The 17671-nt window shown below is 66.0% G+C and carries 16 protein-coding genes; 5 read left to right on the top strand and 11 right to left on the bottom strand.

What is annotated here, in order from left to right:
- Positions 1-43 precede the first annotated feature (43 nt).
- From OKW26_RS24770 to mltG, 3 genes are all read right to left on the bottom strand, one after another.
- On the bottom strand, positions 44-1087 hold the full coding sequence (locus OKW26_RS24770; protein ID WP_429355512.1) for a DNA polymerase III subunit delta': 1044 nt from the start codon (positions 1085-1087) through the stop codon (positions 44-46).
- A 95-nt stretch (positions 1088-1182) separates the two neighbouring features.
- Positions 1183-1803, bottom strand: a complete 621-nt coding sequence (gene tmk, locus OKW26_RS24765; protein WP_090804781.1) for a dTMP kinase — start codon at positions 1801-1803, stop codon at positions 1183-1185.
- Positions 1803-2813, bottom strand: a complete 1011-nt coding sequence (mltG, locus tag OKW26_RS24760) for an endolytic transglycosylase MltG (protein WP_184063529.1) — start codon at positions 2811-2813, stop codon at positions 1803-1805. The genes tmk and mltG overlap by 1 nt, the downstream gene beginning before the upstream one ends.
- A 533-nt stretch (positions 2814-3346) precedes the next feature.
- Between mltG and OKW26_RS24755 the strand changes: the two genes are divergently transcribed.
- From OKW26_RS24755 to OKW26_RS24745, 3 genes are all read left to right on the top strand, one after another.
- A complete protein-coding gene (locus tag OKW26_RS24755) occupies positions 3347-3643 on the top strand; it encodes a hypothetical protein (protein WP_090804775.1) in 297 nt (98 codons plus the stop codon).
- A gap of 310 nt (positions 3644-3953) precedes the next feature.
- Entirely contained in the window at positions 3954-5021 is a 1068-nt protein-coding gene (locus OKW26_RS24750; protein ID WP_184065075.1) for a YgfZ/GcvT domain-containing protein, read from the top strand.
- 145 nt (positions 5022-5166) lie between these two features.
- Complete coding sequence (locus tag OKW26_RS24745; RefSeq protein WP_429355511.1) at positions 5167-6033, top strand: NRDE family protein; 867 nt, start codon at positions 5167-5169, stop codon at positions 6031-6033.
- 65 nt (positions 6034-6098) lie between these two features.
- On the opposite strand, the gene OKW26_RS24740 is transcribed toward OKW26_RS24745, so the two are convergent.
- From OKW26_RS24740 to OKW26_RS24720, 5 genes are all read right to left on the bottom strand, one after another.
- Positions 6099-7058, bottom strand: a complete 960-nt coding sequence (locus OKW26_RS24740; RefSeq protein ID WP_429355510.1) for an alpha/beta hydrolase — start codon at positions 7056-7058, stop codon at positions 6099-6101.
- Between the two features lie 92 nt (positions 7059-7150).
- A complete protein-coding gene (locus OKW26_RS24735; RefSeq protein WP_429355509.1) occupies positions 7151-8032 on the bottom strand; it encodes an SDR family oxidoreductase in 882 nt (293 codons plus the stop codon).
- A 52-nt stretch (positions 8033-8084) separates the two neighbouring features.
- A complete protein-coding gene (locus tag OKW26_RS24730; protein WP_429355508.1) occupies positions 8085-9083 on the bottom strand; it encodes an NADP-dependent oxidoreductase in 999 nt (332 codons plus the stop codon).
- A gap of 28 nt (positions 9084-9111) precedes the next feature.
- A complete protein-coding gene (locus OKW26_RS24725; protein WP_026225390.1) occupies positions 9112-9597 on the bottom strand; it encodes a PaaI family thioesterase in 486 nt (161 codons plus the stop codon).
- Positions 9598-9661: 64 nt separating this feature from the next.
- A complete protein-coding gene (locus OKW26_RS24720) occupies positions 9662-11167 on the bottom strand; it encodes a PLP-dependent aminotransferase family protein (RefSeq protein ID WP_429355507.1) in 1506 nt (501 codons plus the stop codon).
- Positions 11168-11345: 178 nt separating this feature from the next.
- Here OKW26_RS24720 and OKW26_RS24715 point away from each other — a divergent pair, with 178 nt between their 5' ends.
- Together OKW26_RS24715 and OKW26_RS24710 are read left to right on the top strand one after the other, a co-directional pair.
- Positions 11346-11738, top strand: coding sequence for a hypothetical protein (locus OKW26_RS24715; protein WP_429355506.1), 393 nt, complete (start codon positions 11346-11348; stop codon positions 11736-11738).
- Positions 11739-11807: 69 nt separating this feature from the next.
- Positions 11808-12317 carry an LEA type 2 family protein gene (locus OKW26_RS24710; protein WP_429355505.1) on the top strand — a complete coding sequence of 170 codons (510 nt, stop codon included), beginning with the start codon at positions 11808-11810 and terminating at the stop codon, positions 12315-12317.
- Positions 12318-12337: 20 nt separating this feature from the next.
- Here OKW26_RS24710 and OKW26_RS24705 read toward each other — a convergent pair whose 3' ends face one another.
- The 3 genes from OKW26_RS24705 to OKW26_RS24695 form a co-directional block, all read right to left on the bottom strand.
- Entirely contained in the window at positions 12338-13516 is a 1179-nt protein-coding gene (locus OKW26_RS24705) for an acetyl-CoA C-acyltransferase (protein WP_429355504.1), read from the bottom strand.
- A gap of 147 nt (positions 13517-13663) precedes the next feature.
- A complete protein-coding gene (locus OKW26_RS24700) occupies positions 13664-15754 on the bottom strand; it encodes a 3-hydroxyacyl-CoA dehydrogenase NAD-binding domain-containing protein (protein ID WP_429355503.1) in 2091 nt (696 codons plus the stop codon).
- Positions 15755-15895: 141 nt separating this feature from the next.
- A complete protein-coding gene (locus OKW26_RS24695; RefSeq protein WP_429355502.1) occupies positions 15896-17593 on the bottom strand; it encodes a 3-(methylthio)propionyl-CoA ligase in 1698 nt (565 codons plus the stop codon).
- Positions 17594-17671 lie beyond the last annotated feature (78 nt).

The following is a 17671-nucleotide window of genomic DNA, read 5'->3' as shown; positions in this document are numbered from 1 at the left end:
TGGCTTGAATGAAAAAAAGACGGCAGGCTGTCCGGCTGCGGGCTCACGCAAACAGCGCGCGATAGCCGATGAACAGTTCCTCGAACACGAGCCGCGCGTTCAACGGATGGTTCTCGACCGCGCGCTGGCGCGTGACGGTGCGCAGAAAACGCGCGAATGCGTTGGCGTCGGCCTGGGTGGCGCAGCGGGTGAGCGCGGCCGACGCCTGCGGGAAATAGCGCGGCGCGCCGGCGGTGCGCTGCGCGAGCAGATCGTACATCCAGCGCTGCAGCCAGCCGAGCACGAGCGGCACCGGGAGCTTCTGCAGCGCCTCACCACACGCGAATGCGTCGCACCCGGCGCCGGCCGCGAGCTGCTTGAGCGTCCAGTCGCGCAGCGGACGGTTTTCGTCGCTGGCGAGCGCGAGCGCGGCGAGCGGCGCGCCACCCGCTTCGGCGAGCAGCGCGCGGGCGTCGTCGACGCCTTGCGCGGCCAGCCACTGCGCGGCGGTGTCCGGCGCGGGCACGCTCATCGGCCACTGACGGCAGCGGCTAATGATGGTCGGCAGCAAACGGTCGACGCGCGCCGACACCATCAGGAACACGACGCCCGCGGGCGGCTCTTCCAGCGTCTTCAGCAACGCGTTGGCGGCCGCGACGTTGAGCGCCTCGGCCGGATACAGCACGACGACGCGCGCGCCGCCGCGATGCGAACCGATGCCGACGAAGTCGAGCAGACCGCGGATCTGTTCGATCTTGATTTCCTTGCTCGGCGTGCGGGTCTTCTTGCCTTCGTCGCCATCGGCTTTTTCGGCCTTGTCGTCGGCGCCGTTCGCGGCGTTCGCGAGGCCGGCTTCGGCGGCGAGTGCCTCCGGCACGACGATGCGGTAGTCGGGATGATTGCCCTGCGCGAACCAGTTGCAGGCCACGCACGCGCCGCACGGCTCGCCGTTCGGTTGCGGCGCCTCGCACAGCAGACCCTGCGCGAGGTGCTGCGCGAAACGCAGCTTGCCGATGCCCGCCTGGCCGTGCAGCAACAATGCGTGCGGCCAGTGGCCGTGCAGCTGCTGCAGGCGATTCCAGTCATCGGCTTGCCACGGATAGATCATCGTTTGTCTTTTTGAATCAATCGATTGTAGGCGCTACTTCAGATGTCGAGTGAACTTCGCACGAGATTATAAGAAGCGATTATATCTATTTCGAATCATAGGGTTGCAATCAACTCCTCAAGCTGTTTCTGAATTCGAACGATGCTCTGCGAAGAGTCGATGATAGCGAATCGATATGGCGCTTCTTCGGCGCGGCGCATGTATTCGGCGCGCGTGCGCTCGAAAAACGCCGCCGACTCGCTCTCGAAACGATCCGGATTGCGCACCGCGCTGCGCCGCTCGTTGGCGACGGCGGGCGGCAAATCGAACAGCACGGTCAAATCCGGCTGGAAACCGCCCTGCACCCAGCGCTCGAGCGTCTCCAGCTTGTCGCGCGGCAAGCCGCGGCCGCCGCCCTGGTAGGCGAAAGTGGCATCGGTAAAACGGTCGGACAGCACCCAATCGCCGCGCGCGAGCGCCGGCTCGATCACTTCGGCCAGATGCTGACGGCGCAGCGCGAACATCAGCAGCGCCTCGGTTTCGAGATCCATCTTCTGATGCAGCACGATATCGCGGATCTGCTCACCGAGCGGCGTGCCGCCCGGCTCGCGTGTCATCACGACCGAGCGGCCGCTCGGCGCGAGCTTCGCCTCGAGCCGTTCGCGGAACCAGCCCAGATGGGTGGTCTTGCCCGCGCCGTCGATGCCTTCAAACGTAATGAATTTGCCGCGCGCCATCATTGCCCTCGAATGTATTTGTCCACGGCCTTGTTGTGTTCGCCGAGGGTGTCAGAAAAGATGCTGCTGCCGTCGCCGCGCGACACGAAGTACAGCGCGTTGCTTTGCGCCGGGTTCATCGCCGCCTGCAGCGACGCGACGCTCGGCAGCGAGATCGGCGTCGGCGGTAGGCCCATCCGCGTGTAGGTATTGTATGGAGTGTCGGTCTGCAGGTCTTTCTTCCTGATGTGGCCGGCGTAGCTGTCGCCCATTCCGTAGATCACGGTCGGGTCGGTCTGTAGCGGCATGCCGGCGCGCAGACGGTTGGCGAACACCGCGGCGACGAGCGCCCGGTCGGACGCCTTGCCGGTTTCCTTTTCGACGATCGACGCCATCGTCAGCGCGTCGTACGGGGACTTGTACGGCAGGTTCGGCGCGCGCGAGAGCCACGCCTCGTCGAGACGCACGCGCATCAGACGGTAAGCGCGGCGATAGATGTCGAGGTCGCTGGTGCCCTTGTCGAACAGGTAGGTATCCGGGAAAAACAGCCCTTCGCCGTTGCCGATCGACGCCTCGGGCGCGCCGATTGCGCTCATCAGATCGGCGTCGCTCATGCCGAGCGTGTCGTGCTTCAGCGCGGGATTGGCGTCGAGTTCAGCGCGCATATGTTTGAAGGTCCAGCCTTCGATGACCGTCGCCACATATTCGTTGACGTCGCCGCGCGCGATTTTCTGCAGCACCTCGTAGGGCGTGATGCCGCTCTTGAACTCGTAATTGCCGGACTTCAGCTCGCTTTGCAGCCCGAGCAACCGCGTCATCGCGATGAACAGCTCGGGCTCGACCGGCACGCCGCCGCGATTGAGCTGCAGCGCGACGCTGCGCAGGCTGCTGTGCGGCTTGACGGTGACGTCGAGTTGCGCCGGGGTCAATTCGAGCGGGCGGGTGGCCCAGTAGTATCCAGCGGCGATGGCCGCCGCGGCCAGCACAACGACGAGCGCGCCGGCGACGAAACATTTCTTCAGAAGGGACACGACAGGAAAGAATTAGCGTTTAGATGGCAACGAACTGATTTTTAACGGGAAAGTCTTGCGTCGGTCAACATTGAGACTGTGCCGTTTTGCAGCCCTTTCGGCCTTTTGCGACCTGTATTGTATAGATGCGGGCACCAGATGGTCACGGCCGGAAAAAACAATATGAAATCCGCTGGCGTCGGTCTGATGCTACTCGAGTCGTACGCTGTCACAACATAGGTCAGAGTTCCAAAGGTTCGACAATTCCCGACCAAACGCCTTTTCGGCTCCTGCCGCTTTTGACCGTTATTGACAGTTTCAAACGACGGTTCAAGGGCGACCTGCACGCCGCCGCGAAAGACCCGAGCACGAGCTGCGGCAATTGGGAGACTCCACGCCCCGTTCCGAGATGGATGAGGCTGAGTGTTTCGCGGACTACCATTCAGACATGGAGCAGTGTCAGGTGGCCCGAGCAATGTATCAAGATCCACGCACCTATGCGCTCTGCACACAGCGAGCATTCGATAAATTCCAGGCATGCAGGGGATATTGAGATGACTAAACCGGATCGGGCTAGCGTCATTTTTTATGACGCCGATACTCAGCAATTAAAGATGTGCACAGTTTCACGGGTTCATGTGCAAGCGGCGATTGATCGAGCGCTGGCAATCACTATCCCACCGGATGCTCCGGAAAATTCAATGTTGCCAGTGACAGACGAAGACGCTCGGAAGCTTGGAGGAATGGCGATTCTGATTCAGGCAATCGCGCATCCCGAATTGCGCGAACGGCTGAAAATCACGACTGAGCAGCCGATGGACTGGGCACCGGCCAAGCCGCCCACGGAATGACAGTGGCTCGTCCGCCTTACTCAGTGGCCCCGCCGCAGCCACCCCGGCGGCGGCTCGTCTGTGACCGCGGCAGCGGACAGCAGATCCGGCACGTCGGGTGCCCGCCCATCTTGCGCCGGACCCTCTGGCAGAACACCCCAACATGGTCACAACATGGGCACAGCCGGAGGGTGATAACGTGCAATCCCCTGCTGCGCCAGGCTCTCGGAAAGCCTTCATTCGCCAGGGACTTGCGAAACGCGACAGGGCTGGACTGAATATAATGACTGTTTGCCTTAGCCAAAGTCAGAATTGACTGTTCCCGGAATCCATGAACACACCGCTCGTGAACGCCTCAGGTAACGCTTCCGGTCTCACTCCCGCCGCGGCGGCGCCCGCCGCCCTGCCCATCCTGCCGCGCCCGTCGGCCGAAGAATTCACCGCCGTGCTCGAGCATGGCGCGTACATGCCGCTGCCGCAGTTCGGCGTGATCGACACGACCGGCGACGACGCGGCGAGCTTCCTGCACGCCCAGTTGACCAACGACGTCCAGCATCTCGACGCCGCGAACGCGCGCCTCTGCGGCTACTGCTCGGCCAAGGGCCGGCTGCTCGCGTCGCTCCTCAGCTGGCGCAGCGGCGATACGATCCGCCTGCTGGTATCGAAAGACGTGCAGGCCGCGGTGCAAAAGCGGTTGTCGATGTTCGTGCTGCGCGCCAAGGCCAAGCTCGCCGACGCGAGCGGCGAGCTCGCGGTGGTCGGCCTCGCGGGCGACGTGCGCGGCGCGCTGTCCGGCGTGTTCGACGCGCTGCCCGACGGTGTGCACGTGCAGGTCGACGGCACAGCGGGCACACTGATCCGCGTGCCCGATGCGTTGGAGCGGCTGCGCTATCTGTGGATCGGCCCGAAAGCGCAGATCGAAGCGCTGCTGCCGTCGCTCGACGGCAGGCTAAAGCGCGTGTCGCCGGCCGTGTGGGACTGGCTCGACATCCGCGCGGGCGAGCCGCGCATCACGCAGCCGGTCGTCGAGCAGTTCGTGCCGCAAATGGTCAACTTCGACGTGCTCGGCGCGGTCAATTTCCGCAAGGGCTGCTATCCGGGTCAGGAAGTGGTCGCGCGCAGCCAGTATCGCGGCACGATCAAGCGGCGCACGTCGCTCGCCAACGTCGCCGGCGAGCTGGACACGGTGCGGCCCGGCACCGAGCTGTTCCACTCGGACGATCCGGGCCAGCCGTGCGGGATGATCGTCAACGCGGCATCGGCGCAAGGCGGCGGCGTCGATCTGCTGGTCGAGACCAAGCTCACGGCGCTCGACAGCGGCAGCGTACATGTCGGCGCGGCCGACGGCCCCGCGCTGCGCTTCCTGACGCTGCCTTACGGGCTGCCGGCCGAAGTCTGATCGTTGGAGAGGGTAAAAAGCGGCGCAATCGGGCGCCGTTTTTTATTGACTGCTTTATTCTCGTCTGTTTTTTGCCGCTTTCGTTTGCCGCCTGCGTCGCTGCATCTGGCGGCCGCCCCATGCTCTGAACGGGAGATGCTCCCCGATGTGCCTGATCGTTTTCGACTGGCGACCTGATGCGCTCGATGGTCCGCTGTTCACGCTCGCCGCGAATCGCGACGAGTTCTTCCGCCGCACGGCCGAGCCGATCGGCTGGTGGCGCGACGCGCCGGAGGTGCTGGGGGGCCGCGACCTCGTGGGCGGCGGCACGTGGCTCGGCTTGTCGCGCGACGGCCGCTTCGCCGCGCTGACCAATTACCGCGCGCCGGGCGAAATGCGCGCCGATGCGCCGACCCGCGGCACGCTCGTCAGCGACTGGCTCACGAGCGCCGCGCGCGACGCCGACGGCAATCCACACGAGACGCCGCTCGCGTATCTGCGGCACGTCGCGCAAAAAGGCGACATCTACAACGGCTTCAATCTGCTGGTCGGCGACTGGACGCGTCGCGAGCTCGCGTGGTACTGCAATCGCGGCGCCGTCGACGCAAACAGCGGCCCCGCGCTGCTCGCGCCGGGCACGCACGGCATCTCGAACGCGGTGCTCGATACCGCGTGGCCGAAGCTGGTCAAAAAGCGCGGCGAGCTCGGCGCGCTGCTCGCGCGCGATCCGATGCCGCCGCTCGAACGCCTGATCGATCTGATGCGCGATCCGCGGCTCGCGCGCGACGACGAATTGCCGTCGACCGGTATTCCGCTCGAACGCGAACGCGTGCTGTCGGCGGCGTTCATCGAATCGCCGGACTATGGCACGCGCAGCACCACCGCGCTGCGCGTCGCCGCCTATGGCGACGTGATCGGCGTCGCGGTCGCGGAGCGCAGCGACGACAACGGCTCGCACCGGATCGTGCGGCCCGGCGATTTCGAACGCAGCTTCGCGTTCAATGTCGAGCGCGACCGGATGAGCGTGGCGTGATCGTTTGAGCACCGCCTGGCCGGCGCATTCGCTGCCGGCCGCTCATCGCTTCGCGATCACCGCCCTCACCCGATGCCGAATGCCGCGCGCAACGCCGCCGCGGCGTCCGCATGCGCCTGCGCGACTTCGGGCACGAAGCCGCCCATCTTGAAGAACTCGTGGATCATGCCGGCGTAGCGTTTGAGCGTGACCGGATTGCCGAGCGCACGGAGTTTCTCCGCATACGCATCGCCCTCGTCGCTGAGCGGATCGTATTCGGCGGTCGCGATCCACGCGGGCGCGACGCCGCGAAAATCCGGCGCACCGCGCTCGCCGTCGAGCGGCGCGAAACGCCAGTCGTCGCGATCGCCGCTATCTCGCACGTAGTGCTCGAAGAACCACTGGATCGTGTCGCCCGACAGCAGGAAGCCGTCGGCGAGGCGCGAGTGCGAGTCGGTCTGCTGATGGCCGGTCGTGCCCGGATAAATCAGCAATTGCAGCGCGAGCGCGAGGCCGGCGTCGCGCGCGAGCACCGCGCAAACCGTCGCGAGCGTGCCGCCCGCGCTATCGCCGCCCACCGCGAGCCGCGTGCCGTCGATGCCGAATTCGGCCGCGTGCCCGTGTAGCCAGTTGAGGGCGTCGAAGGCATCGTCGACAGCGGTCGGAAACTTGTGCTCAGGCGCGAGCCGGTAATCGACCGACAGCACCGCGCACTGGCCGTCGCGCGCGAACATCCGGCACAGCGCATCGTGCGTATCGACGCTGCCGACCGTGAAGCCGCCGCCGTGGTAGTACACGAAGGCAGGCAGCGGCTCGGCCCAGCCCGGCTCGACCGGGAAGTAGAAGCGCGCGCGGATCGTCGCGCCGTCGCGCGTCGGCACGCGCAGATCTTCGACGGAGAACATCGGCGCGCTCGCGATCTCGAGGATCGGCGCGCTTTTCTCGTACGACGCGCGCGCCGCTTGCGCGCTCATCTGGTGGTACTGCGGGCGTTTGGCCCGCGCGATCATGTCGAGCACCTGCTCGATCGTGGGATTCAGCGGCATGGTTTCGGCAACGCGGTGCGCGTCGCGCATCGGGCGGCGCGCAGTGCGCCAATGATTGTCAGGAGCCGGCGCACCGGCCGCGCAGCCGGCCGCTACTGCGCGTTCTTCACCTCAGGCTTCAGCGACATCGGATCGGACGGCTCGCGCAACTGCTCGATATCCTCGTGACGCAGCTTCACGGTCGCCATGATGCCCGGATGCGTGATGATATAGAAACGCCGCGCGGCGATCGCCTCGAACGCGATGTCGGCGACATCGTCGGCGGTGAGCTTGCCCGACTGCACCGCGCGCTGCAACTGCTTGCCGGCCGCGATCTGCGAGCGCGTCGGCCGGTCCGCGTTGCGCAACTCGTCGGGACGCGCGCGCTCGGCCTCCGCGATGCCGGTCGGCACGAAGGCGGGACACAGCAGCGAACAGCCGACCTCGCCGCCCGTGCCGGCCTGCGCGAGCTTCAGGTCGTGATACAGCGTCTCGGTCAGCGCCACCACCGCATGCTTCGACGCGTTGTAGATGCCCATTGCCGGCGGCGCCAGCAGCCCCGCCACCGACGCCGTATTGACGATATGCGCGGGCTCCTTCTGCGCGAGCATGATCGGCGCGAACGCGCGCACGCCGTGCGCGACACCCATCACGTTGACGCCGAACACCCACGACCAGTCGTTCGCCGAGCTTTCCCACAGGAAGCCGCCGGTGCCGACGCCCGCGTTGTTGAACAGCACGTGGACCTTGCCGAACGCGGCGAGCGCCGCCTGCGCGAGCGCCTCGACCTGCGCGGCGTTCGATACGTCGGTCGGCACGCCGATCGCCTCGGCGCCGGTTTCGCGCAAGGCGTCGACGGTTTGCGCGAGCTGGTCGGCGTTGACGTCCGCGAGTACGAGCTTCATGCCGAGCGCCGCGCCCTTGTGCGCGAACGCGCGGCCGAAGCCGCTGCCCGCGCCGGTGATCACCGCCACCTTGCCCGCGAATTCGAACATCCTGTGACTCCCTGGTTGAGCGGCGGCTTGCCGTTGCATGATGACGTCGCGCTCAGATCAGCCTGACCAGTTGCTTGCCGAAGTTACGGCCCTTCAGCAAGCCGATGAATGCCTCGGGCGCGGCTTCGAGCCCTTGCGCGATCGTCTCGCGATACTGCAGCTTCTTCTGCGCGACGAGCGAGCCGAGTTGCTTGAGCGCCTCGGGCCACACGTCCATGTGTTCGCTGACGATGAAGCCCTGCACGAGCAGCCGCTGCGTCAGCATCAGCGACGGATGCTTGAGCGGCAGCGGCTGGCCGTCATAGCCCGCGATGAAGCCGCACAATGCGATGCGCCCGAACGCGTTCATGCGCGCGAGCGTCGCGTCGAGCACCTCGCCGCCGACGTTCTCGAAGTAGCCGTCGACACCGTCGGGCGTGACGGCCTTCAGGTCCTGGTACAGGTTACCGGCCTTGTAGTCGACGCACGCGTCGAAGCCGAGCGTCTCGACCACATAGCGGCACTTGTCCGCGCCGCCCGCGATGCCGACCGCGCGCGCGCCCGCCGCCTTCGCGAGCTGACCGACCACGCTGCCCACCGCGCCGCTCGCCGCGCTGACGACCACCGTCTCGCCGGCCTTCGGCGCGATGATGCGGTTCAGCCCGTACCATGCGGTGACGCCCGGCATGCCGACCGGCCCGAGATACGCCGACAGCGGCACATGCGTGTCGTCGACCTTCTGCATGCCCGTGCCATTGGAGGTGCCGTACTCCTGCCAGCCGAACATCGCGACGACCTTGTCGCCGACCGCGAACTTCGGATTCCTCGTCTCGACGACCTCGCCGACCGTGCCGCCGATCATCACTTCGTTCAGCGGCTGCGGCGCCGCGTATGACTTGCTATCGTTCATGCGTCCGCGCATATACGGATCGAGCGACAGATAGTGGTTGCGCACCCGTGCTTCGCCGTCGGCGAGCGGCGCGAGCGGCGTTTCTACGAGCTTGAAGTTATCGGGCGTGACTTCGCCTTGGGGGCGCGAAACCAGCAGCAATTGGCGATTGATCTGGGCCATGCGGTCGTCTCCTTGGGTTGTTGGGTGCTCAGTCGCTCGGACCGGGCTTCGCCGCCGGGTCGCTGCGCAGACGCTGCCGCGTGACATCGCGGCCCACCGCGAGGCGGCGCATGTATTTGAAGGTGCCGAGCGCTTTCGCGACGAAGTGACCTTCGCTGTCGCGGATCTCGCCTTCGCAATAGGCCATCGTCGTCGAGCGATGCAGCACGCGGCCGGTCGCGCGCAACTCGCCGCGTCCCGGCTGCATGAAGTTGACCTTCATCTCGACGGTGACGACGCCGACGCCGTCGCCGGCGAGACTGCGCGCGGCCATCGCGAGCGCGACGTCGGCGAGCGTCATCGTGACGCCGCCATGCGCGACGTCCCACGTGTTCATATGATCGCGTTGCAACGGCAGCACGACTTCGCTGACGCCGTCGGCGGCCGACAACAACTGTGCGCCGAGACGGTCGATGAAGGGACTTTCGGGCAACGATGCATGGCCCGTTCTGGATGAGGTGGATGGATCGGTCATGGCTCAGATATCAGATTTCGTAGCCGACGGCGCGTGTCGAGCGTACGGCGGGAAATGATACCCGCTATCGCGTTGACGCATGGGCTGCCATCCGTGCCGCGAGGCGCCCTAGTCTGCGCACCGCTTCGTCGGTCAGATCCAGATCCGCACTCGGACAGCTGAGCCGAATGAAGTGATCGAAACGCCCGGCGTTCGAAAATACCGTGCCCGGCATGATGCGAATACCGTCATGCAACGCGGCGTCGAATAAGGCCGACGAAGATACGTGACGCGGCAATTCGATCCAGAAAAACATCCCGCCGCGCGGCGGCGTGAACCGCGTGCCGTCGGGAAACGATGCCGCCACCGCCGCGGCCATCCGCTCGCGCCGCAGCTGCAAGCTCTCGCGCAATCGCCGCAAATGGCGCTCGTATGCGCTCGTCTCCAGGAACCCGGCGAGCACGACTTGCGACAACTGCTCGTTGTGGCGCGACTGCGCGAACTTCAGCATACCGATGCGCGGATGCCACCGGCCACCGTTGATCCAGCCGACGCGCATGCCAGGCGCCAGCGTCTTGTTGAACGAGGTGCAATGGATCACGGTGCCATCGGTGTCCCACGCCTTCAGCGAGCGGGGCGGCGGCGCGGCATCGACGAGCTCGCGGTAGGGATCGTCCTCGATCAGCGCGATGCCGGCGCGCGCGCACAGTTCGACGAGGCTCGCCTTGTGCGCGTCGGGCATCACGCTGCCGAGCGGGTTTTGCAGGTTCGGCACCACCACGACCGCCTTGATGTCGGGATGCGTGTGCAGCGCGAACGCCAGCGCCTCGATCGCGAGGCCGGTGCTCGGGCTGGTCGGAATTTCGAGCGCGCGCAGACCGAGACTTTCGAGCGCCTGCAGCAAACCGAAGAAGCACGGCGATTCGACCGCGACCGTGTCGCCCGGCTGCGTCACCGCGCGCAACGCGAGGTTCATCGCTTCGACGCCGCCGTGCGTCATGATGATGTCGTCCGCGCCGATCTGGCTGCCGGCCTCGAGCGCGCGCCGGGCGATGATCGCGCGCAACGCCGGATCACCCTGATCGGGCCCGACGGCTGTCAGCAAGGTGGGCCGCCGGCGCAACGCGCGCACCGCGGCCTTTTGCAACGCATCGGTCGGATAGAGATCGGGCGACGCGGTCGCGCCGCCGAGATTCAGCGCGTGCGGATAGCGCTGAAATTTCGACACGAGCGCCGAAATCTCCGAGTGAATGCCGACGAACTGCGCGGCGGCGCCGGGCTGCATCGCGAGATCGGGCTCGGCGGCGCAGGGCAACGCAGCCGTCGGCGGCACGCGCACGAAATAGCCGGCGCGCGGCCGCGCGTCGATCAGCGCGGCGCGTTCCAGTTCGCGATAGCTCTCGGTCGCCGTCGCGAGGCTCACGCCGTGGCGCTGCATGAATGCGCGCATCGACGGCATGCGCTCGCCCGGGCGCAGCGCGCCGTTGCCGATCGCGCGGCGGTATTGGTCGGCCAGTTGCCGGTAAAGCGGCTGGCGCTCGGCTGGCCGGTCCGTCGAGGGACCTTGCGGTGTGAAGATGGGTTCGCTCATGAGCCGATGGTGCGGATAGTCCGCGCGCCGCGACAGATACACATCGACGTGATTCGGACCGATACAGCGTGACGAAACGCATCACTGTACCGGTTCAGATTGTCGACAGCTGCGCCTGTTTTCATCCGGACGGATTCCCTAAGCTGTGTGACACGAAGACGGTTTAAAGGAATCGGTCATGCCTGTGCGTCCATACCACGATCGCTTGTTACCCGGTGCAGAACTGCATCGCCCCGCGGCGTCGCATCTTGCCGCCGGTCAGATGGCCCTGCACGACTTGCGCGCGCGCAGTTCGATCATCGCGGTCGAAGGTGCATTGCAACTCGTCTTCCGCGATCATTCGCTGGCCTGGCTCGGCAACGACGCCCCGCTCACGTCGCTCACGTTGCACGAAGGCGAGCGGTTTGTGACCTCGCAACGTGGCGTCGTGTCGATCCGCGCGACGCAGGCCGATCGCGCTGCGTTCATCGTGCTGCCTGCACACGCTGAACACAGCGCGCGCGGTTTCGTTCTGCAAGCCGCTCGGCGTCTCGCTTGCGTCGTGCGCACACGGTGGCGGCGCGCCGCCTGAAACGTCGCTGCGCGCGCCACGTGGCCCGTTACAATGCATGACCAACCCGCTTCGTTCGAGGTGCAGGTCATGTCATTCTTTCGCGCGCTGCAGCCGGGCTTGGTCTCACGGGTGTGGCGCCTGTTCGCCGCCGGCGTCGCTGTCACGCTGACACTCGCTGGCTGCGCGGGCCTGTTCGGCGCCGACCCGTTGCACGTCAATGTGGCGGGCATCGAGCCGATCGCTGGCCAGGGCATGGAGATGCGCTTCAACGTCAAGCTGCGCGTGCAGAATCCCAACGACTCCGCGGTCAGCTTCAACGGCGTGTCGCTCGATCTGGAACTGAACGGCAAGCCGTTCGCCTCCGGCGTCAGCGACCAGAGCGGCACCGTGCCGCGCTTCGGTGAAACCGTCGTCACCGTGCCGCTGACCGTGCCGGCTTTCGCCGCGGTTCGTCAAGCCTTTGCGCTAGCCGGCGCCGCGCAGTCGGGACAGGTTCCGTACGTTCTGCGCGGCAAGCTCGCGGGTGGCGTGACCGGTACGACGCGATTCACCGATCAGGGGACGCTGAGCCTGCCGTCGTCGGACACGGGCTGGTAATGACGCCGGCCCACGCCCGCTCAAACCACTTCGAACAAACCCGCCGCGCCCTGCCCGCCGCCGATGCACATCGTCACGACGACGAACTTCACGCCGCGCCGCTTGCCTTCGATCAGCGCATGGCCGACGAGCCGCGCTCCCGACACGCCGTACGGATGGCCCACCGCGATAGCGCCGCCGTTCACGTTCAGGCGGTCGTGCGCAATGCCGAGCTGGTCGGCGCAATAGAGCACCTGCACCGCGAACGCTTCGTTCAGCTCCCACAGGCCGATGTCCTCGACCTTGAGGCCGGCCTTCTTCAACAGCTTCGGCACCGCGAACACCGGCCCGATGCCCATCTCGTCGGGCTCGCAGCCGGCCACCGCGAAGCCGCGGAAGATGCCGAGCGGCTGCAGCCCTTCGCGTTCGGCCAGCGTCGCGTTCATCACGACGCAAGCGGATGCGCCGTCCGAGAACTGGCTCGCATTGCCCGCGGTGACCACGCCGCCCGGCTGCGCGGTGCGAATCTTCGACACGCCTTCGAGCGTCGTGTCGGCGCGAATGCCTTCGTCGCTGCTGACGGTCACTTCCTTTGTGTAGAGACGGCCGCTCGCCTTGTCGGCGACGCCGGCGAGCACCGTCAACGGCACGATTTCGTCCTTGAATTTACCGGCTTCGAGCGCGGCCGCCGCGCGTTGCTGCGAGCGCACGCCGTATTCGTCCTGGCGTTCCTTCGAGATCGAGTAGCGCTTCGCGACGTTCTCGGCGGTCTGCAGCATCGACCAGTAGATTTCCGGCTTGTGCTCGGTGAGCCAGCCGTCGGTCATCATGTGGCGGTTCATCTCGTTCTGCACGCACGAGATCGACTCGACGCCACCCGCGACGTACACGTCGCCCTCGCCGGCGATCACGCGCTGCGACGCAAGCGCGATCGTCTGCAATCCCGACGAGCAGAAACGGTTCACGGTCATGCCCGCCACGCTGACCGGCAAGCCCGCGCGCAATGCGATCTGCCGCGCGATATTGCCGCCCGTCGCGCCTTCCGGATTCGCGCAACCCATGATCACGTCCTCGACGCGCGCCGGATCGAGCTTCGCGCGCTCGACCGCGGCCTGCGTCACGTGGCCGCCGAGCGTCGCGCCGTGCGTCATGTTGAAACCGCCGCGCCACGATTTGGCGAGACCCGTGCGGGCGGTGGATACGATTACGGCGTCAGTCATGCATGTCTCCAATTGCAGTGTCAAAAGTGGCGCGCCGGCTCACTGCCGTGCGTTCAAAAGCGCATCACCGCGCCGCCTCTGTCGTTTGATGCGAGCGATGCGGGGGAAACCCGCATCGCTCAATTCGTGGGCTGAAGCCAGCCGCGCTCAGCCGTTGAACCCGCGACCTTCGGCCGCGAGCTTCGCGATGCTCGGCGCGAGCTTCCACGCGTCGCCGTTCGGCCGCGCCGCATAGCGGCGAATCGCGCGCTCGACGTTATAGAGCCCCACCGTGTCCGCGTACAGCATCGGGCCGCCGCGATGCAACGGGAAGCCGTAGCCGGTCAGATAGACCATGTCGATATCCGACGCCTTCGACGCGATGCCTTCCTCGAGAATCTTCGCGCCTTCGTTGACGAGCGCGAACACCAGACGCTCGACGATTTCCTCGTCGCTGATCTTGCGGCGCTCAGAGTGGGTTTCCTTCGAGTACTCGCCGATCATTTCGTTGACCACGCCCGAAGGGTATGCGGTGCGATCGCCCGCCTTGTAGTCGTACCAGCCGCCGCCGGTCTTCTGGCCGAAGCGGCCCATCTCGCACAGACGGTCGGCGATCTTCGAGTAGTGCATGTCGGGGTGTTCGAGATAGCGGCGCTTGCGGATCGCCCAGCCGATGTCGTTGCCGGCGAGGTCGCTCATGCGGAACGGACCCATCGCGAAGCCGAACTTCTCGATGGCCTTGTCTACCTGCGCAGGCAACGCGCCCTCTTCGAGCATGAAGAGCGCCTGACGAACGTATTGCTCGATCATCCGGTTGCCGATAAAGCCGTCGCACACGCCCGACACCACCGCGGTCTTCCTGATCTTCTTCGCGAGCTTCATCACGGTGGCGAGCACGTCCTTCGCGGTCTCCTTGCCACGCACGACTTCGAGCAGCTTCATCACGTTGGCCGGGCTGAAGAAGTGCATGCCGACCACATCCTGCGGACGTTTCGTGAACGCGGCGATCTTGTCGACGTCGAGCGTCGACGTGTTCGACGCGAGGATCGCACCGGGCTTCGCGACTTCATCGAGCCGGCGGAACACCTGCTCCTTCACACCCAGCTCTTCGAACACGGCTTCGACGATCATGTCGGCGTGCTTCAGGTCGTCGTAGGAGAGCGTCGAGCTCAGCAGCGCGAGGCGCTGTTCCATCACCTCGGGCTTCAGCTTGCCTTTCCTGACGGTCGCCTCGTAGTTCTTGCGGATCGTCGCGAGACCGCGGTCGAGCGCTTCCTGCTTCGTTTCCAGCAGCGTGACCGGAATGCCCGCGTTCAGGAAGTTCATCGCGATGCCGCCGCCCATCGTGCCGGCGCCGATCACGGCCACCCGCTCGATGTCGCGCACCGAAGTATCTGCCGGCACGTCGGGAATCTTGCTCGCCGCCCGCTCACCGAAGAACGCGTGACGCAGCGCGCGGCTCTCCGGCGTCTGCACGAGCGCGATGAAGCATTCGCGCTCGAATGCGAGGCCCTTGTCGAAGCCGTCCTTCACACCGGCTTCGACCGCGTCGATGCATTTATGCGGCGCCGGGAAGTTCTTCGCGATTGCCGCGACGCTATTGCGCGCGAACTGGATGAAACCGGCCGCATTCGGATGTTCGATCTTGCGCTCGCGCACCTTCGGATGCGGGCCGGCCGCGGCGCCGACCTTGCGCGCGAACGCGAGCGCGGCTTCGGCCAGTTCGGCGGGATTCGCGACGACTTCGTCGAACAGCCCCGAATCGGCGAGCTTTTCCGAGAGCACCGGCGCGCCCGACACGATCATGTTCAGCGACGCTTCCAGACCGATGGCGCGCGGCAGACGCTGCGTGCCGCCCGCGCCCGGCAGGATGCCGAGCTTCACTTCGGGCAGCGCGATCTGCGCGCCGGCCGCGGCGACGCGGTAATGCGCGCCGAGGGCAAGTTCGAGGCCGCCGCCCATCGCGACGCTGTGGATCGCCGCGACGACCGGCTTCGCGCTGCCTTCGACGGCCTTGATGACGGTCGCGAGCGTCGGCTCCTGGGTCGCCTTCGACGTATTGAATTCGGTGATGTCGGCGCCGCCCGAAAAGGCCTTGCCCGCGCCCGTCAGCACGATGGCCTTGATGGCCGGATCGTTCTGCGCGCGCTCGAGCCCTTCGACGATACCCGCGCGCGTCGACAGACCGAGCCCATTGACGGGCGGATTGTTCAGCGTGAGGACGGCCACGCCGTCATGAGTTGTGTAGTTCACTGCCATCTGCGTGCCTCCGTGCGATCCTGCATTGAGGCGGCGCATGATGCGCCGCCCGTCCGGTTCATCGAGCCTGCTTATGGTCAGACTTTTTCAAGCGACGGTTCCGGGGTCAGCAGGCACGATACACCAAAAAAGAACGAACGTTCAATTTATTCCAGAGTGGGGTTTCCCCTGAGACTCGGGGGTCAGCGGACAGCTGCGGCCGTCTTCGAGCGCGGACGGCAGCACGTGGTCGCGGAACAGATCGCGCAGCTTCAGCTTCTGCAGCTTGCCGGTCGCCGTGTGCGGTAGGTCGTCGACGAACACGACGTCGTCGGGGATCCACCACTTCGCGACCTTGCCGTCGTAGTACGCGAGCAGTTCGTCGCGGGTGACCTCTTGCCCCGCGCGTTTGACGACGACGAGCAACGGGCGCTCGGTCCACTTCGGATGCGCGCACGCGATGCACGCGGCTTCCGCGACCGCCGGATGCGCGAGCGCGACGTTCTCGACGTCGATCGAGCTGATCCATTCGCCGCCCGACTTGATCACGTCCTTCGAGCGATCGGTGATGTGCAGGAAGCTGTCGGGGTCGATCGTCGCGACGTCGCCGGTCGGGAACCAGCCGTCGATGAGCGGCGAGTCTTCCTTGCGGAAATACCGGTCGATGACCCACGGCCCGCGCACGTGCAGATCGCCGAACGCGACGCCATCCCAAGGCAGCTCGCGGCCATCCTCGCCGACGATCTTCATGTCGACGCCGTAGATCGCATGACCCTGCTTTTCGAGCAGTTTGCGCTGATCGGCGAGCGGCCGCTGGCTCTGCTCCCAGGTCAGCTTCGACAAGGTACCGAGCGGCGACATCTCCGTCATGCCCCATGCATGGATCACCTGCACGCCGTAGTCGTCCTCGAGTATCCGCAGCATCGAGGGCGGACAGGCGGAACCGCCGATCACCGTGCGCTCGAGCGACGAAAACCTCGCGCCCGTTTCGCGCAGGTGGTTCAGCAGACCGAGCCACACGGTCGGCACGCCGGCCGAGAACGTGACGCGTTCGCTCTCCATCAGTTCGTACAGCGACTTGCCGTCGAGATCCTTGCCGGGGAACACCAGCTTGGCGCCGGTCAGCGGCCCCGCGTGCGCGAGGCCCCATGCGTTGACATGGAACATCGGCACGATGGGCAGCACCGAGTCGCGCGCCGACAGGTTCATTGCGTCGGGCAACGCCGCGCCGAACGCGTGCAGCACCGTCGAGCGATGGCTATACAGTGCGCCTTTCGGATTGCCGGTCGTGCCCGACGTATAGCAGAGATACGACGCCCGGCGCTCGTCGAGCGCGGGCCAGTCGAAGCGGCCGTCCTGCCCGTCCATCAGCGTTTCGTAGCACAGCACCGACGTTTGCATCGGCGGCCGATGCGCTTCATCGCATAGTGCGATCCAGCCGCGCACGCGCGGGCACTGCGGCGCGAGCGTGTCGACCAGCGCGGCGAACGTCGTGTCGAACAGCACGTACGCGTCGTCGGCATGATTGACGATGTAGGCGATCTGGTCGGGGAAAAGCCGCGGGTTGATCGTGTGACACACGGCGCCGAACCCGGTGGTGCCGTAATACGCTTCGAGATGCCGGTAGCCGTTCCACGCGAGCGTCGCGACGCGTTCGCCCGGTTCGACTCCGAGCGCGATGAGCGCCTGCGCGAGTTGCTTCGCGCGCTTCTCGCAATCGCGATAGGTGTAGCGATGCAGGTCGCCTTCGATGCGCCGCGACACGATCCCGGTGCTGCCGAAATGCCGCGCGGCATGCGCGAGCAACGATGACACGGTGAGCGGCACGTCCATCATCTGGCCCAGCAGCGGCGTCGTCATAAGGCGGGGTCTCCTCGGCTTGTCAGTGGGTCGATGGGTTGGCGCAAGATCGTGGCGGCGTCGAGCGCAGCAGCATGG

This window comes from Paraburkholderia sp. 32 (assembly GCF_050435345.1).
In the GTDB taxonomy this organism is placed as follows: Bacteria; Pseudomonadota; Gammaproteobacteria; order Burkholderiales; family Burkholderiaceae; genus Paraburkholderia; species Paraburkholderia tuberum.
This window is presented reverse-complemented; position numbering and strand designations above follow the sequence as displayed.